14 protein-coding genes and 1 tRNA gene are annotated in these 14,858 nt (G+C 53.4%); 4 read left to right on the plus strand and 11 right to left on the minus strand.

What is annotated here, in order from left to right; translation table 11 throughout:
• Positions 1-128 precede the first annotated feature (128 nt).
• The 3 genes from clpX to tig all read right to left on the minus strand — a co-directional run bounded on the left by clpX (position 129) and on the right by tig (position 3,460).
• Entirely contained in the window at positions 129-1,400 is a 1,272-nt protein-coding gene (clpX, locus tag ABHF33_RS02500; protein ID WP_348945484.1) for an ATP-dependent Clp protease ATP-binding subunit ClpX, read from the minus strand.
• Between the two features lie 95 nt (positions 1,401-1,495).
• The gene (gene clpP, locus ABHF33_RS02505; protein ID WP_198314590.1) at positions 1,496-2,116 is read right to left on the minus strand and encodes an ATP-dependent Clp endopeptidase proteolytic subunit ClpP; all 621 of its coding nucleotides are present in this window, start codon (positions 2,114-2,116) and stop codon (positions 1,496-1,498) included.
• Between the two features lie 42 nt (positions 2,117-2,158).
• Complete coding sequence (tig, locus tag ABHF33_RS02510; RefSeq protein WP_348945485.1) at positions 2,159-3,460, minus strand: trigger factor; 1,302 nt, start codon at positions 3,458-3,460, stop codon at positions 2,159-2,161.
• 478 nt (positions 3,461-3,938) lie between these two features.
• Between tig and ABHF33_RS02515 the strand changes: the two genes are divergently transcribed.
• Positions 3,939-4,310 (plus strand): hypothetical protein, encoded by a 372-nt coding sequence (locus ABHF33_RS02515; protein WP_348945486.1) that lies wholly within the window; start codon positions 3,939-3,941, stop codon positions 4,308-4,310.
• Positions 4,311-4,504: 194 nt separating this feature from the next.
• Here the strand turns inward: ABHF33_RS02515 and ABHF33_RS02520 are convergent.
• Positions 4,505-4,589, minus strand: a tRNA-Leu gene (locus ABHF33_RS02520).
• A gap of 219 nt (positions 4,590-4,808) precedes the next feature.
• On the opposite strand from ABHF33_RS02520, the gene ABHF33_RS02525 reads away from it, so the two are divergent.
• Positions 4,809-5,147, plus strand: a complete 339-nt coding sequence (locus ABHF33_RS02525) for a P-II family nitrogen regulator (protein WP_027469387.1) — start codon at positions 4,809-4,811, stop codon at positions 5,145-5,147.
• Between the two features lie 93 nt (positions 5,148-5,240).
• Here the strand turns inward: ABHF33_RS02525 and ABHF33_RS02530 are convergent, their stop codons facing one another.
• Complete coding sequence (locus ABHF33_RS02530; RefSeq protein ID WP_348945487.1) at positions 5,241-6,263, minus strand: zinc-binding alcohol dehydrogenase family protein; 1,023 nt, start codon at positions 6,261-6,263, stop codon at positions 5,241-5,243.
• Between the two features lie 85 nt (positions 6,264-6,348).
• Positions 6,349-7,440 carry an alkene reductase gene (locus ABHF33_RS02535; RefSeq protein ID WP_348945488.1) on the minus strand — a complete coding sequence of 364 codons (1,092 nt, stop codon included), beginning with the start codon at positions 7,438-7,440 and terminating at the stop codon, positions 6,349-6,351.
• Between the two features lie 127 nt (positions 7,441-7,567).
• On the opposite strand from ABHF33_RS02535, the gene ABHF33_RS02540 reads away from it, so the two are divergent.
• On the plus strand, positions 7,568-8,485 hold the full coding sequence (locus ABHF33_RS02540) for a LysR family transcriptional regulator (protein WP_348945489.1): 918 nt from the start codon (positions 7,568-7,570) through the stop codon (positions 8,483-8,485).
• A 177-nt stretch (positions 8,486-8,662) separates the two neighbouring features.
• On the opposite strand, the gene ABHF33_RS02545 is transcribed toward ABHF33_RS02540, so the two are convergent.
• The 5 genes from ABHF33_RS02545 to ABHF33_RS02565 all read right to left on the minus strand — a co-directional run bounded on the left by ABHF33_RS02545 (position 8,663) and on the right by ABHF33_RS02565 (position 13,590).
• Positions 8,663-10,132 carry a cobyric acid synthase gene (locus tag ABHF33_RS02545; protein ID WP_348945490.1) on the minus strand — a complete coding sequence of 490 codons (1,470 nt, stop codon included), beginning with the start codon at positions 10,130-10,132 and terminating at the stop codon, positions 8,663-8,665.
• 36 nt (positions 10,133-10,168) lie between these two features.
• The gene (locus ABHF33_RS02550; protein ID WP_348945491.1) at positions 10,169-10,978 is read right to left on the minus strand and encodes a MerR family transcriptional regulator; all 810 of its coding nucleotides are present in this window, start codon (positions 10,976-10,978) and stop codon (positions 10,169-10,171) included.
• A gap of 122 nt (positions 10,979-11,100) precedes the next feature.
• Positions 11,101-11,877 (minus strand): pimeloyl-ACP methyl ester esterase BioH, encoded by a 777-nt coding sequence (gene bioH / locus ABHF33_RS02555; RefSeq protein WP_348945492.1) that lies wholly within the window; start codon positions 11,875-11,877, stop codon positions 11,101-11,103.
• Positions 11,878-12,071: 194 nt separating this feature from the next.
• The gene (gene hslO, locus ABHF33_RS02560; protein WP_348945493.1) at positions 12,072-12,950 is read right to left on the minus strand and encodes an Hsp33 family molecular chaperone HslO; all 879 of its coding nucleotides are present in this window, start codon (positions 12,948-12,950) and stop codon (positions 12,072-12,074) included.
• A gap of 70 nt (positions 12,951-13,020) precedes the next feature.
• Complete coding sequence (locus ABHF33_RS02565; protein ID WP_348945494.1) at positions 13,021-13,590, minus strand: MFS transporter; 570 nt, start codon at positions 13,588-13,590, stop codon at positions 13,021-13,023.
• Between the two features lie 261 nt (positions 13,591-13,851).
• Between ABHF33_RS02565 and ABHF33_RS02570 the strand changes: the two genes are divergently transcribed.
• On the plus strand, positions 13,852-14,751 hold the full coding sequence (locus ABHF33_RS02570; RefSeq protein WP_348945495.1) for a DUF6268 family outer membrane beta-barrel protein: 900 nt from the start codon (positions 13,852-13,854) through the stop codon (positions 14,749-14,751).
• The last annotated feature ends 107 nt before the right edge of the window (positions 14,752-14,858 follow it).

The raw sequence follows: 14,858 nt of genomic DNA on the forward strand, positions 1-14,858 counted from the left end.
GTGTTATGACCTGATCGAGGATATAGGAATAATATGCGGTCAAGCAGCGATTAATTCAATCGCTGCACAAAAAAACATACGCCCAGCCATAATCGATCAACGATTATGGCTGGGCGTGGGGTATAGCCTTACTCGGCAGTCTTTTCAATGGCTACAGGCACATACTCTGGTTGAGACTGGCCAGCAATCACTTCCGGCGTCACCACGACTTTGGCAATGCCTTCCATTGCAGGCAATTCAAACATCGTATCGAGCAGCGTTTGCTCAACGATAGAGCGCAAGCCGCGGGCGCCGGTTTTGCGCTCCATGGCTTTTTTGGCAATCGCCAGCAGGGCTTCGGCACCAATTTCCAGTTCGACGTCTTCCATCTCGAACAATTTCTGGTATTGCTTGATCAAGGCGTTTTTCGGCTCGGTCAGAATCGAGATCAGCGCCGCTTCATCAAGCTCGGCCAACGTGGCCACGACCGGCAAACGACCGACAAATTCAGGGATCAAACCAAAGCGGATCAAATCATCAGGCTCAACTTGATGCAATAAAGCCCCGATGGTTTTGCTTTCATCCCTGCTACTCACTTCAGCGCCAAAACCAATGCCGCCTTTGACAGAGCGATTGCGGATAATCTTGTCCAAGCCTTCAAATGCACCACCGCAGATGAACAGAATATTGGTCGTATCAACCTTGGGCATATCCTGATTCGGGTGTTTGCGGCCACCGTGCGGCGGCACCGAAGCGACTGTGCCTTCGATCAATTTGAGCAAGGCTTGCTGCACGCCTTCGCCCGACACATCACGGGTAATCGACGGATTTTCCGATTTGCGGGCAATTTTATCGACTTCATCGAGGTACACAATGCCGCGCTGGGCTTTCTCAACGTCGTAATCGCACTGCGCCAACAGCTTGGCAATAATGTGCTCAACGTCTTCACCCACGTAACCCGCCTCGGTCAGCGTGGTGGCATCGGCAATCACAAACGGCACATCCAGCGTTTTGGCCATGGTTTGCGCCAGCAAGGTTTTACCCGAGCCGGTTGGGCCGATCAGCAGGATATTGGATTTGGCCAGCTCAACTTCACCATCAGCGCCACGGCCTTTGGTCGATAGCCGTTTGTAATGGTTGTACACCGCAACCGCCAGAATCTTTTTGGCTCTTTCCTGACCGACTACGTATTGATTGAGTACATCGCGAATCTCAGTCGGTAAGGGCAAACGCTTGCCATCCGGAGTTTGCGGGCTAATTTCGCCGACTTGTTCGGATTCTTCACGAATTACATCGGTGCACAACTCAATACATTCATTGCAAATAAACACTTGCGGACCGGCAATGAGTTTTTGCACCTCGTGCTGGCTCTTGCCGCAAAATGAACAATACAGGAGTTTATCGCTAGATTTATCAGACATACACAGCTATTTCCGAATTTCAAAACAAGCAGAAACAATTAGAGAAGAAAAAGCCGCCAGTGATGCTGGCGGCCTCAATATATCTGACTCAGGAATTAACCTGCCAGTGCAGCTCGCGATACCAGTACCTGATCCACGAGGCCGTAAGCTTGCGCTTCGTCGGCATTCATGAAGTTATCGCGGTCGGTATCACGTTCAATCGTTTCCAGGCTTTGGCCTGTATGGTTGGCCAGCAACTCATTGAGGGTGCGCTTGGTTTTCAGCAATTCACGCGCATGGATTTCAATGTCCGACGCCTGACCTTGCAGACCGCCAATCAGCGGCTGGTGGATCATGATGCGCGAATTAGGCAGAGAAAAACGCTTGCCCTTGGTGCCACCCGACAACAGGAAGGCGCCCATCGAAGCAGCCATCCCTACGCACAGCGTTGAGACATCCGGCTTGATGAACTTCATCGTGTCATAAATGGCCATACCCGCCGTCACCGAACCACCTGGCGAATTGATATAGAGGGAGATGTCCTTATCCGGGTTTTCTGATTCAAGGAACAACAACTGCGCCACGATCAGATTGGCCATCTGGTCATTGACCGGCCCGACCAGAAAAATGACCCGCTCTTTGAGCAAGCGTGAATAAATATCGTATGCACGCTCACCACGGCCGCTTTGTTCAACGACCATCGGCACCAAACCAATATTTTGCGGATCAAATTCCATATCAGACACCCTACCCCTAAATGAATTGCTTAAAGCTCAAGCTTATTGCTGACCCATCAATTCGTCAAAAGCAACGGCTTGTTCTGTTACTTTTGCTTTTGACAGTACGAACTCAACCACATTGTCTTCCAAAGCCATATTGGTTGGCGCAGCCAGACGCTCTGGGCTAGCGTAGTACCAAGCCACAACTTCAGCCGGATCTTCGTAGTTTTGTGCCAGATCTTCAACGATGGCTTTCACTTGTTCTGGTGTTGCTTCCAGTTTCTCAGCTTTAACCAGCTCAGACAAAGTCAGGCCAAGGTGAACGCGGCGTTTGGCTTGCGCTTCAAACAGCGCAGGGTTGAACGGCACGGTCGCTGGATCGATACCGCGGGCTTTCAAGTCGCCTTGCGCGCCTTCAACCAGACGGCCGATTTCCATAGAAACCAGTGATTTTGGCAGCTCGATTGGCGTCGCGTCGATCACGGCAGTCAAAGCAGATTCTTTAACGCGTGATTTCAAACGGAAGCGCACTTCACGCTCCAGATTGGCTTTCACTTCAGCGCGCATTTTGGCTACATCGCCATCGGCAATGCCCAGGCTCTTGGCAAATTCAGCATCGACTTCTGGCAAGATTGCAGCAGCCACGTTTTTCACAGTGATGGCGAACACGGCAGTTTTGCCTGCAACGTCTTTACCGTGGTATTCAGCAGGGAAATTAACGGTAACGTCTTTCGTTTCACCTTCTTCCATGCCAACCACACCCGCCTCGAAGTCTGGCAGCATCTGACCTTTACCGATCAGGAAAGCGTAGTTTTCTGAAGAACCACCAGCGAATACTTCGCCGTCAATCGAACCTTTGAAATCGATAATCACGCGATCGCCATCAGCCGCGGCACGCTCTACGCGCTCGTAACGGGTACGCTGGCTGCGCAGGATGTTCACGGTTTGATCAACTTCAGCGTCGCCCACAGTCAGCGTTGGTTTTTGCAACTCAACACCCGTCAAATCGCCCAGTTGAACTTCTGGATAAACTTCAAACGTTGCCGCAAATTCAAAGTCACCGCCTTCGGCAGTTTCTTTTGGCTCGAAACGTGGGTAGCCCGCAACTTGCAGATTTTGCGCGACTACAGCTTCACCGAAGCTGCGCTCTACTGTTTCACCCAATACTTCTTCCTGAATGCGGAAACCGTAGGTCTGGAAAACCACTTTCAAAGGCGCTTTACCTGGACGGAAACCGTCGATTTTGGCTGTTTTAGCTACACGTTTCAGGCGTGCATCAACTTGCTTGCTGATTTCTTCACGTGGAACGGCAATTGACAGGCGACGCTCAAGGGCGCTCAAAGTTTCCAATTGTGCTTGCATGACCAGATATTCCTCACAGGTGTTCCGGATGGGATCACCCGGCAATAGACTTGGATATTTCTTATATTTGAAAACGTTCGACAGCAAGGGCTGTAGATCGGCTGCAAATCAGGCACATTCGGTGCATTCAGCAGCGCTATGCGCAAACGCCAATGGCAGCGCGCATCAATCCAGCCTCAACAGCCATACAAACCAAAGATGGCGAATTTAACACAAAAGAATGCCGACACCAAGACCAAACCGGAAGGTTTTTGTTGGCAACAAGTCAGATAATCCGGCGAAAAAAAGCTCATCTTCAAGCCCAATTCACGCGGCAAAAATCACCTACCAAGCCCATCCATTGAATCGGTTCAGCACCACGGCTTGTCAGGCCGAGCCAGCAGTCGCATCCGGCCCACAACCACGCTCAAATCTGCCAAGATAGCTCACAGCGGGTGCTATAGTGGCGCTTTACATCCCAGCCAGGTGGAAATTGCTCATGAAAAAATCACTCGCACTGCTCGCCTTCACCGTTCTATCGATTGGCAGCGCCCTTGCCGCCCCTTCACCCACCGAAGTATGTGCATCACAAGCGGCTGAGAAAAAACTCTCTGGCGCGGCCAAGAACAGCTTTTTGACCAAATGTGAAAAAGACATGGCCACCATGCCTAGCCAGTGTGAAGGACAGGCTAAAGAGAAAAAACTCGCAGGTGCTGCCAAAAACAGCTTTATCAAAAAGTGCGAGAACGACGCCGCAGCCAGCAGCGTGAGCAATCAGTGCGAAGCCAAAGCCAAAGAGAAAAAGCTCGCAGGCGCGGCCAAAAACAGCTTTGTGAGCAAATGCCAGAAAGACGGCATGGCGACTAAGTAGGCCGACAGCCACTGCGCACTACGCCCAACATACAAACGCACGACATACAAAACCCAGTCAGCGTCTAGCGCGACTGGGTTTATTTTTGAACCCAACGTCCATGGCTACAATTGCATTCAGGCATGAAAAAAGCCCCGAAAATCCAGAATTACCAGGACTTTCGGGGCTTTTCTCTAAGTTCAACTATTGCTAGTTGGTGCGAGCGGAGAGACTCGAACTCTCACACCTTACGGCGCTGGAACCTAAATCCAGTGCGTCTACCAATTCCGCCACGCTCGCACTTCAATCATCTCACCGCCGTGTTGCGCCGTGAAAATCTTGTAGGTGCGCATTATGCGCAAGAGCGGGCAAAAACACAATAGCAGGCAGCTGATTTTCCCCCATGATTTGCGTAGCGGCTTCATTGTGCAGGGATTATTGCGCCGGGCGTGGCATGGCTGGCGTGACGTCGCTATACTTCGGCCTAATGTTTCCCCTATCGACGCCAAGGAAGATGCAATGAAAAAAATCGAAGCCATTATCAAACCTTTCAAACTCGATGAAGTGCGCGAGGCTTTGTCCGAACTGGGGATCTCTGGCCTGACCGTCACCGAAGTAAAAGGTTTTGGCCGCCAGAAAGGCCATACCGAGTTGTATCGCGGCGCAGAATATGTGGTCGATTTCCTGCCCAAAGTAAAAATCGAAGTTGTGCTATCTGATGATCAGGTCGATGCCGCAATCGAAGGTATTATCAAGGCTGCGCACACGGGCAAAATTGGCGACGGCAAAATTTTCGTGAGCCCGGTTGAGCATGTAGTGCGGATTCGTACTGGCGAGACAAACGATCAGGCGGTTTAAATTCACGCCATTCAAGCCAGAAAAAACCCCCATGCAAGTATGGGGTTTTTATTTATCTTCTTGTTCAGCAGCATTGAATCAACTTAATCGCAGTCAAAACCCAGCCAGCACAATCTTGCCTTGCACACGGCCCCTTTCGAGTAGTGCATGGGCACGGCGAAGATTTTCTGCATTGATGAGGCCAAATTGCTCATTCACCGTGGTGCGCAGCACGCCTTGGTCAATTAAATCGGCCACCGCATTGAGCAAATGATGCTGCTCGATCATATCGGCGGTTTGGTACAGCGAGCGGGTAAACATCAGTTCCCAGTGAATCGCCACGCTTTTACGTTTGAACGGCATCACATCGAGCACCCGTGGATCGTCGATCAAACCAAAATGGCCCTGCGGTGCGATGCTCTCCAGAATCTGCGGTAAATGCTGTTCGGTCTGATTCAGGCTAACAATGTGTGTGACCTGCGGGATGCCAATGCGCTGCAGCTCTTCGCTCAGCGGCAGGCGGTGATCGATCACATGATGCGCGCCCAAATCCCGCACCCATTGCTGGGTTTCGGGCCGTGAAGCGGTGGCAATAATCGTCAGGCCCGTTAATTGGCGCGCCAATTGAATCATCACCGAGCCTACGCCGCCCGCCGCACCAATAATCAGCAATTGCTGCTCGCTCGGTGTTGAAGAACTTGAAGAATGGGCAATTTGCAGGCGATCAAACAGCATTTCCCACGCGGTAATCGCGGTTAATGGCAAGGCTGCGGCGGCAGCGAAATCTAGGCTGCTCGGCATACGGCCGACAATCCGCTCATCCACCGTTTGGTATTGCGCATTACTACCTTGGCGCGAAATATCACCGGCGTACCAGACCCGATCACCGACCTGAAACAAACTCGCCTGCGGCCCGACGGCGGTCACCACGCCGGTGGCATCCCAACCCAGCACTTTCCATGCGCCGTCTGGCGCGTTCACCCCATTACGAATCTTGGTATCAACCGGGTTGACCGATACGGCTTGTACTTCGATCAATAGTTCTCGACCTTCTGGGCGCGGTACTGGTAAATCAATATCTTGCAAACCCAGCTCGACAGTCAGCGGGTGAGCAGTTTGGTAGGCAATGGCTTTCATGGTGATCTCCTAAAATTTTGGGCAATAGCCCGCCCGCACGGCCATCAAGGCCGTGGGGGAGCTGCAATGGATGGATTAAGTGGAATTAAGTCGCTGCGGGATAGTCGGTGTAGCCCTTAGCATTACCGCCAAATAGCGTTGCGCCATCCAGTTGCGCCAACGACTGTCCAGTGGCAATGCGGCGCGGAAAATCAGGGTTAGCAATAAAGGGGCGGCCAAAGGCCACCAGATCGGCCAGACTTTGGCTCAAAATCAACTCGGCCTTTTCTGGCGTGTAGCCACCGGCCACAATCAATGCGCCAGTAAAGGTATTGCGCAATTGCTGGCGAAATGACAGCGGCACCACCGGCGCATCATCCCAATCAGCCTCCGACAAATGCAGATAAGCAATCCCTAGTCTATTTAGCTGCTCGGCCGCCAGTAAAATGGTCGGAATAATGTCAGGGCAATCCATACCACGGGCAGTGATAAACGGCGCTAGCCGCACGCCGACGCGCTCAGCACCAACTTCATCAACCACTGCCGCGGTAATTTCCTGCAGGAAACGCACGCGGTTTTCGCGGCTACCGCCGTATTGATCTTGGCGCAAATTTGAGGTGGTGCGTAAAAACTGATCAATCAGATACCCATTGGCACCGTGAATCTCCACCCCATCAAAACCGGCGGCCATTGCATTGGCTGCTCCACGGCGAAAATCATCGACGATATCGGCAATTTCAGCGGTTTCGAGCGCGCGCGGCAGCGGGCAATCAACCATCGCGCCCTTGCCACTTTCATCGGCTACCCACACTTGCGCCTGCGGCAAAATGGCCGATGGGGCCACAGGGGCTTCTCCACCATGAAATGACGCATGCGACATCCGGCCCACATGCCACAACTGCAAAAAGATTTTGCCCCCTGCCGCATGCACCGCATCGGTGACCAAGCGCCATCCATTGATTTGCGCCGTAGTGTAAATACCTGGCGTAAAGCTATAGCCCTGCCCTTGGCGCGAAATTTGCGTTGCTTCACTAATGATTAGGCCGGCGCTGACGCGCTGTGCGTAATACTCGGCCATCAAGGCGTTGGGAATATCACCCGGCTGGGTGGTGCGGCAACGTGTCATCGGCGCCATCACGATGCGGTTTTTGAGTGAGTGAGTCGCTAATGAAGCTGCACTAAATAGCTGGGTAAACATAGTCAAACTCCTTGGGGACGGATCAAATTTTGCAATGAGGCTATTATTGCAGCCGATGAAAATTTAATAAACTTGCCATTTAGATAAAGATCTTCAACAATTTATTGAAGGTAACGAGGGATCTGCGGTGAAATTACTGCGCGAATTTGAGATATTTATCCACACCGCCCAAACCGGCAGCCTGTCCGATGCCGCCCGCTTGCTTGATTTAAGCCCAGCCGCCACCAGCATTGCCATCAAGCGGCTCGAAGCTCAGCTCAATACCGCACTGTTTATTCGCTCGACGCGTAGCTTGCGGCTCACCCAGGCTGGTGAGGTATTTTTGCAGCATTGCCTGCCCGCCGTGCAAATGCTGCAAGATGGCTGTCGCGCGGTGCAGGCCGGCGATCAGCTCAGTGGTGTACTACAAATTTCGCTACCATCCGATCTGGGGCGCAACGTCATCCTGCCGTGGCTCGATGAGTTTCAACACCAATACCAGCAAATCAAATTGCGCGTGGCCATTTCGGATCGGCTGGTTGATATTTTTCGCGAATCGGTCGATCTGGCTTTGCGCTACGGCAGCCTGCCCGATTCGGCGATGATTGCATTGCCGGTCTGTAGTGAAAATCGCCGCGTATTGTGCGCCGCGCCCTCCTACTTGGCGCGGCATGGCACGCCGCAGCAATTCAGTGATCTGGCGCAGCACAATTGCCTGTGCTTTATGCTGGGCGACTATGTATATGATCGTTGGCGTTTTAGTGCACAGAGGCAGGAAGTATCGGTTCAGGTCAGCGGCGATCGGGTCGCACTCGATGGCGATGCGGTGCGGCGTTGGGCGGTAGCCGGTTTTGGGATTGCCTACAAATCGCAATTGGATATCGCAGAAGATCTACAGGCCGGTCGCCTGATTCGCCTATGCCCCGACTTGGAAGGCGAAGCCGCCCCGCTCAACTTGCTATGCGCCGATCGCCGCCAGATCAGCCCGCTGGTGCAAGCGCTGCAAGCTTTTCTTAGCCAGCGCTGCGCAGCGCTGTTGAGTACACAGGGGAGCAGCAGCGACTGATACAAGGGAGTAAGGCAACTGTGCTGATCGGCAAATCGATTCAAATGTAGTAGTCCCCCTTCATCGAAGGGGGACTATGGGAAATTTCAGCAGTATTCTAGCGATTACCGCAGCAAAATAAGGGGTATACCTCTGAACATCAATTTCAGATTGATTTTCAGTCACATACCCACAGACCTACATCAAGAGCAAGCCCGCCTGTGCTACTTTCTCCCAATCGAGTGCAGCATCCAGCGCGTCGGCCAAGCGGTCAATTTCCTGCTCCAGCAATATGCTGGCATCAGGCGCAGCCATGACATCACGCTCGCAACCAGCCCAGCTCAGCAGGCTTTGCAGCGCGGATGGCTCATCAAACACGCCATGCAGATAGGTCGCCAGAATCTGGCCATCGGGCGAAAGCCAGCCCTCCTCGCGACCATCGTCGAGCACGCACAGGCTGTGCCAATCCGCGCCATGCAGCAACAGCTGGCTTTGGCCTAGATGAATCTCATAGCCCTTCACTGCCGCGCCATCATGCAGCAAATGCCCTTGCACATTGATCAACTGCTTGTCAGCCCGCAAGACCGTCTCAATGGGTATATGCCCCAAACCCATACTGGACTTAGCCTCTGACTCAATACCCATCGGATCAGCAATCGTCTCGCCCAGAATTTGCAAGCCACCGCACACGCCGATTAATTTGCCACCGTAGCGCAAATGCCGCGCGATTTGCGCATCCCAACCCTGCGCGCGCAGGTGCGCCAGATCGCCTTGCGTGTTTTTACTGCCGGGAATAATTAGCAAATCGCACTCGGGCAAAGGCTGATTCGGGTTAGCAAACTCGCAGCGCACATTCGGCAAGCGGCGCAACGGGTCGAAATCGGTGTGGTTGGAAATATGTGGCAGCGTGGCAATCACAATGCGGAATTCGCCGTCGGCATTCGCCACTGTTCTAGGTAAGGCATCTTCAGCGGCAATATCCAAACCATGCAGATACGGCACCACGGCCAGCACCGGCTTGCCGGTTTTGGCCTCCAGCCAATCGCAGCCGGGCTGCAACAAGCTAATATCGCCGCGAAAACGATTAATAATAAAGCCCTTAATCCGCGCCTGCTCCGACTCGCTCAAGCAGACCAACGTGCCGACAAAATGCGCAAACACACCACCCCGATCAATATCGGCCACCAACCAAACCGGGCAATCGGCCTCTTCGGCAAAGCCCATATTGGCGATGTCGCCCTGGCGCAAATTCACTTCGGCCGGGCTGCCCGCGCCTTCGACAATCACCCAATCATATTGACTCGCCAGTCTGCCCCAAGACTCAAACACGGCCTTTTTGGCGGTGGACTTGTACTCGTGATAATCCACCGCATCTAGGTTGCCAATCGATTTACCCTGAATAATCACCTGCGCGCGGCAATCGCTCGACGGTTTGAGCAGTACCGGATTCATATCGGTATGCGCAGCCAAGCCACACGCCACCGCCTGCACCGCCTGCGCACGACCAATCTCGCCACCGTCCTCGGTCACCGCCGAATTGAGCGCCATATTTTGCGGCTTAAATGGCGCCACTTTAATACCGCGCCGCACCAGCAGGCGGCACAGCGCGGCGGTTAAAGTCGATTTGCCTGCATCTGACGTGCAGCCTTGAATCATTAAGGTAGGCATTGATACCCTTTAGACATGCACCCAAAATGAATGCATTTAATTTTTCAACGGGATATAGATTTTCGTAATGCTATCGGGGTGAGTTGGCCCCAAAAAGCATTCACCATAGTGCTCAAAATCTATCGCTTCATCGACCTGCATGCCAGCCGCGGGCAACCATTCCTGATAGGCCGCTTGGTAAGTTTCCTGCATCGTACTGACTACACCACGGTGCTCAACACAGGCATAGGTGCGAGCAGGAATGTCAACCGCGACCATTCCGACTGGAATCGCAGTTTGGCTATCCACCGAAACGCCTGCAATATAACGCCAATTACCATTTTCCAATGGCTGACAGACCCCATATGAATCTGGCGATTTGTTTTGGCGAACGATTTCATGCTCACGCATTAGGAAACGTTGCCACATTTCGGGAATCGATTCCTCGTCATTGGCTTGCCAGAGCATGCCAATAATTCGTTTTGCTGGATAAGTTACACGCTGAGGGATTTGCATTGCCGCGATACTCCATTCTTGAGTTAAAAAGTAATTCAGTTGGGTGAGTACCTGCTGCTGCTTTGCAATCTCTGCAGCCATCGTCGTCGCATGATCCTGCAAAAATTCTCGCATGGTTGCCGCATCATTTAATACGCCCTGCTCAGCCAATTCGCGGATCGTTTCCAGCGCTACGCCAAACTGACGTAACCAGACGATGCGACCCAAAGTCTCGATTTGTTCCGCACGATAATAGCGATAGTGATTGTCGTTGCCAGTCATCGTTGGGCGAAACAAGCCGATGTTGTCGTAATGCCGCAAGGTTTTGGTCGTTAAACCAAAACAGCGCGCCATTTGGCCGATAGTAAGCATTTATGATCCTTTCAGGTACTCAATACCTACTGTATTGCTTTCCCTAAGGGCAAGCTCAAGCGTTTTTACGAACATAATTCAAAAATTCACATTGCTGCGTTGAATCAAGGTCAGATTCGGGATCAAATATTGGCCAGAAGAAATTCATGCTGAGTTACGACGAAATCCGCCAAGTGCGACAAAAACGGCGCGTGCGCTGCTTTGTAATGCAATTTAAATTGCGCCTGTGGCAGCGTTTTGGCCAGCCACATGCCAGCGTCAAGCGGCGTTAAGGTGTCGCGGTCGCCGTATTGCAGCAGCACCGGGCAATCGATCTTGCCCACTTCGCCACGCAAATCGGTATCGCGTAGAATATTGAGGCCATCGGTCAGATGCGCGAGTTTAGGCTCGCCATGTTTGAACAAATCAGCGAGCAATTCGCGCGTCACTTCGCGGGCGCTGGCGTCGCCCATCGCTTGCAGGCTGATAAAGCGTTTCAGCGTGCCTTGCCAGTCGGTTTGCAGCGCAGCGGCAAATTGCTCGAGCACCTTTTGCGCCATTGCCGGTTGCCAGTCGGACCGTTGCATAAAACACGGACTGGACGCGACCAGTGTCAGAGAGCGAATTTTATCGCGTTGCTGCAAGGCCCAGTTTGTCGCCACCGCGCCGCCGAGCGACCAGCCGACGACTTGCACCGGAAAAGGAAAAGCTGCATCGACCGCGTCGACCATCGTTTGCAAAGTCAGCGTTTGATCGTCGGCCAATTTGCTGCCGCCGTGACCGGGCAAATCCACCACGTGCACGCAGAAATCCTGCTCCAACTCGCGCACCACGGCGTTCCACACCGTGCCATTCATCGCCCAACCGTGCAGCAACACCACATCGGGGCCACGCCCGCGCGTTTCAATTAATAATTCCATTGGCAATGAATCCAGTTCATCGGGACTGAGAAGCGTTTAATTTTCGGGTTTAGTACTAATGCAACCGGTCGCATAAAAAAGACCAGACTTTAAACGTGCTGGTCTGGCCTGATGGAAGATCTGCACAACTGGCGAGAGAAACACGCCAGTGGCGCCGCCAATGCAGCACCAGCAGATTAAATGCAGATGGGTAATTACTGCAGGGTTTCACTACCAGCGCTATCCGTGCCGCTATACAGCACACCAATATCTACCGGATCAAACGTGTATTCCTTGCCACAGAAGTCGCACACCACATGCACATGGCCGCGCTCGGCGAGGACTTCATCGACTTCATGGCGCTCCATCAATTTGATCATGCCACCAACGCGTTCGCGCGAGCAGGTGCAGGCAAAGCGTGGTGTCGCAGGATCGAACACGCGGGCGCTGTCTTCGTGGAACAGGCGGTATAGCGTTTCGCGCGGTTCGAGCTCGAGCAATTCTTCGTTTTTGACCGTGTCGGCCAGCGTCACCAGATGTTCCCAGGTGTTTTCCAGATCGTCTTGCGCTGGCATTTTTTGCAGCATCATGCCCGCCGCGATGCCGTTGTCACAGGCCAGCCACAGCCGCGTGTCGAGCTGCTCGGAATGCGTCATATAGTGCTCGATAATCTGCGCGACCGATTGGCCGACTTCCATGCCAACCACGCCCTGATATGCCTCGCCCACCGTTGGATCTATCGTGATCATAAAGCGGCCACGGCCGAGCAATTCAGCGACCGAGGTCTGCTCGTCAAAGCTACCGATTTTGTCGGCGTCCCAGCGGGCGGTGGCGCGCAGCGTGTTCTGGCTGGTGACTTCAACCACCAGCAATTGCAATGCGCCGGTGCCGTGCATCTGCATCACCAGCGTGCCGTCAAATTTAAGCATGGCCGATAGCAGTGCGCCTGCGGCCATCAGCTCGCCCAGGCGCGATTGCAGCACCAGCGGATAATTGTGACGCGCGAGCACTTCTTTATATGTCGCATCCAGTTTGACCAGCTCGCCGCGTACCGGCGCTTTTTCAAACAGAAACCGCTCTAAAACATCTTTCATTCAATTTAACCCTTGGAAAACTTCCTAATTGCCGGGAATTATACACGGTGGATTACGCCAAAAAACCTGGCTAATCCACCCTACGGGCCAGTTGATACGAGGTCATCGGCATGCTGGAGCTGATGTCAAATGCACACCCTGCCTCGATACCGGCCTTGGCCAGACCTGCAGCATCGAGCTGATCGTACAGCGCGTTCATGGCGCCAATGGCAAAATCGCGCCCGCTGCCCATCGCCCAGAAGCGCTGAAATTCATACACTTCGCGCAGGCTGTAAACGCCAAAAATACCGTGGGCATTGGCAATCAGCACCGTCATCTGGCTCGACTCGTAGGGATCGTCCTCTTCCTCGTCGGGCTTGAGGTAGAAATCCTCTTTGAGTTTTACGTGCAATTTGCGGAAAGACTCAAAGATGGCGGCGCGGCTGGAAAAATCAAGGTTTTTGATTTTTTTGAGTGCCGATTGCAGCACCAGATCGTGCGCCGCGCTGCCGCAAATGGCGAAATAGCTGCCCTCGTGCTGGAAAATCTTGTTCCAGCGCGCATCATCAATGGCCCCCAGGCGCATATCCCCAAAGGTCGATTGGCTATCGGCCGCAATGGCAATCTGGCCGTCTTTTTGCACGACAACAACCGTGGTCATGGTTTTGTTTTCCACTCATTGAATAAGCAAGCCGGTCAGTCTGCAACCTGGCCTTGCCAGCGTCAACCCTGACAAAAACGCTGGTCGGCTTTGGCTGCAACTTATCCATGCCATTTGCATCTCATCGCATAGAGCACACCGCAGTCATCATGGCCATTTAAAGTGCCAGCACGGCAGATAGGCCACAGCTGCGCAAACCTTGTTGCAGTGCTTTTGTTGGACGAGCTGCCCGTTTTTTCCACCCCAAACCGGAGTCATACCATGTTCAAATACGGCTTAATCGGCTTGCTGCTGGCGCATAGCGCAGGCAGCGCACTGGCCGGTGATCAACCTGCTGGCCTGGAGTTCAATTACTCGCTGAGCAGCATTCGCAGCGGCGAGTTTGACCTCGATTCAGGCGGGCAAGCCAAAACCCGCTGGCTGATGGGCAGCGTCGGCATTAAAATGCAGCTGGATCGCCAGAACAGCATCGGCATTGATTTTTCTGCCGCCCGCCAGCATTGGGATTTTAATAATCCTAAGGTCTGGGGCGGCAAAACGCCGTGGCAAACCATCGAGCAGGCATCAATTGGCCTGAGTTACACGCATGCCACGCAAGACGGCTGGATTTATTCGTTTGCGCCTAGCGTGGGCCTATCGGGCGAACAAGACGCCCAGCGTAGCGACAGCTATCACTACGGCACCACCGGCTTTGTCGCCAAATCAATTGCGCCAGACTTGCTGATCGGCCTGGGGCTGGGCGCTTACCGCACATTTGACGAAACCAGCGTCTTTCCATTTGTCGTGGTCAATTGGCAAATTACGCCCACGCTACGCCTGAGCAATCCGTTTAGCGCGGGCGCTGTAGGGCCAGCGGGCGTCGAGCTAAGCTGGTCGGCCACTCCGCAGCTGGAGCTGGGCACCGGCACGACCATCCGCAGCTACAGTAGCCGTCTGGCCAAGAACAACAAGGTCGCAGCAGGGGGGGTATTGGAGCAGACGTCAATGCCACTCTTTGTTCGGGCCGGATACCGCTTTAGCCCGGCATTACGCCTTGATTCCTATATTGGCAGCGCCATCGGCGGCGAAATGCGGATTCGTGACGAACACGGCCATGAAGTGCGCAAGGAAAAACACGACGCCATGCCATTTATAGCCGTTTCGTTCTCGGGCGAATTCTAAAATCCACCGGCGTCATGCTGCGCCCACCAGCATGACGCCCTTCCCGAAGCCCTCCTTCACAGCTTGTCCTGCGCAGCCCATCCTGATTACCGCTCTGCCCTGCAACC

The sequence above is a fragment of the Chitinibacter sp. FCG-7 genome, assembly GCF_040047665.1.
Taxonomy (GTDB): Bacteria; Pseudomonadota; Gammaproteobacteria; order Burkholderiales; family Chitinibacteraceae; genus Chitinibacter; species Chitinibacter mangrovi.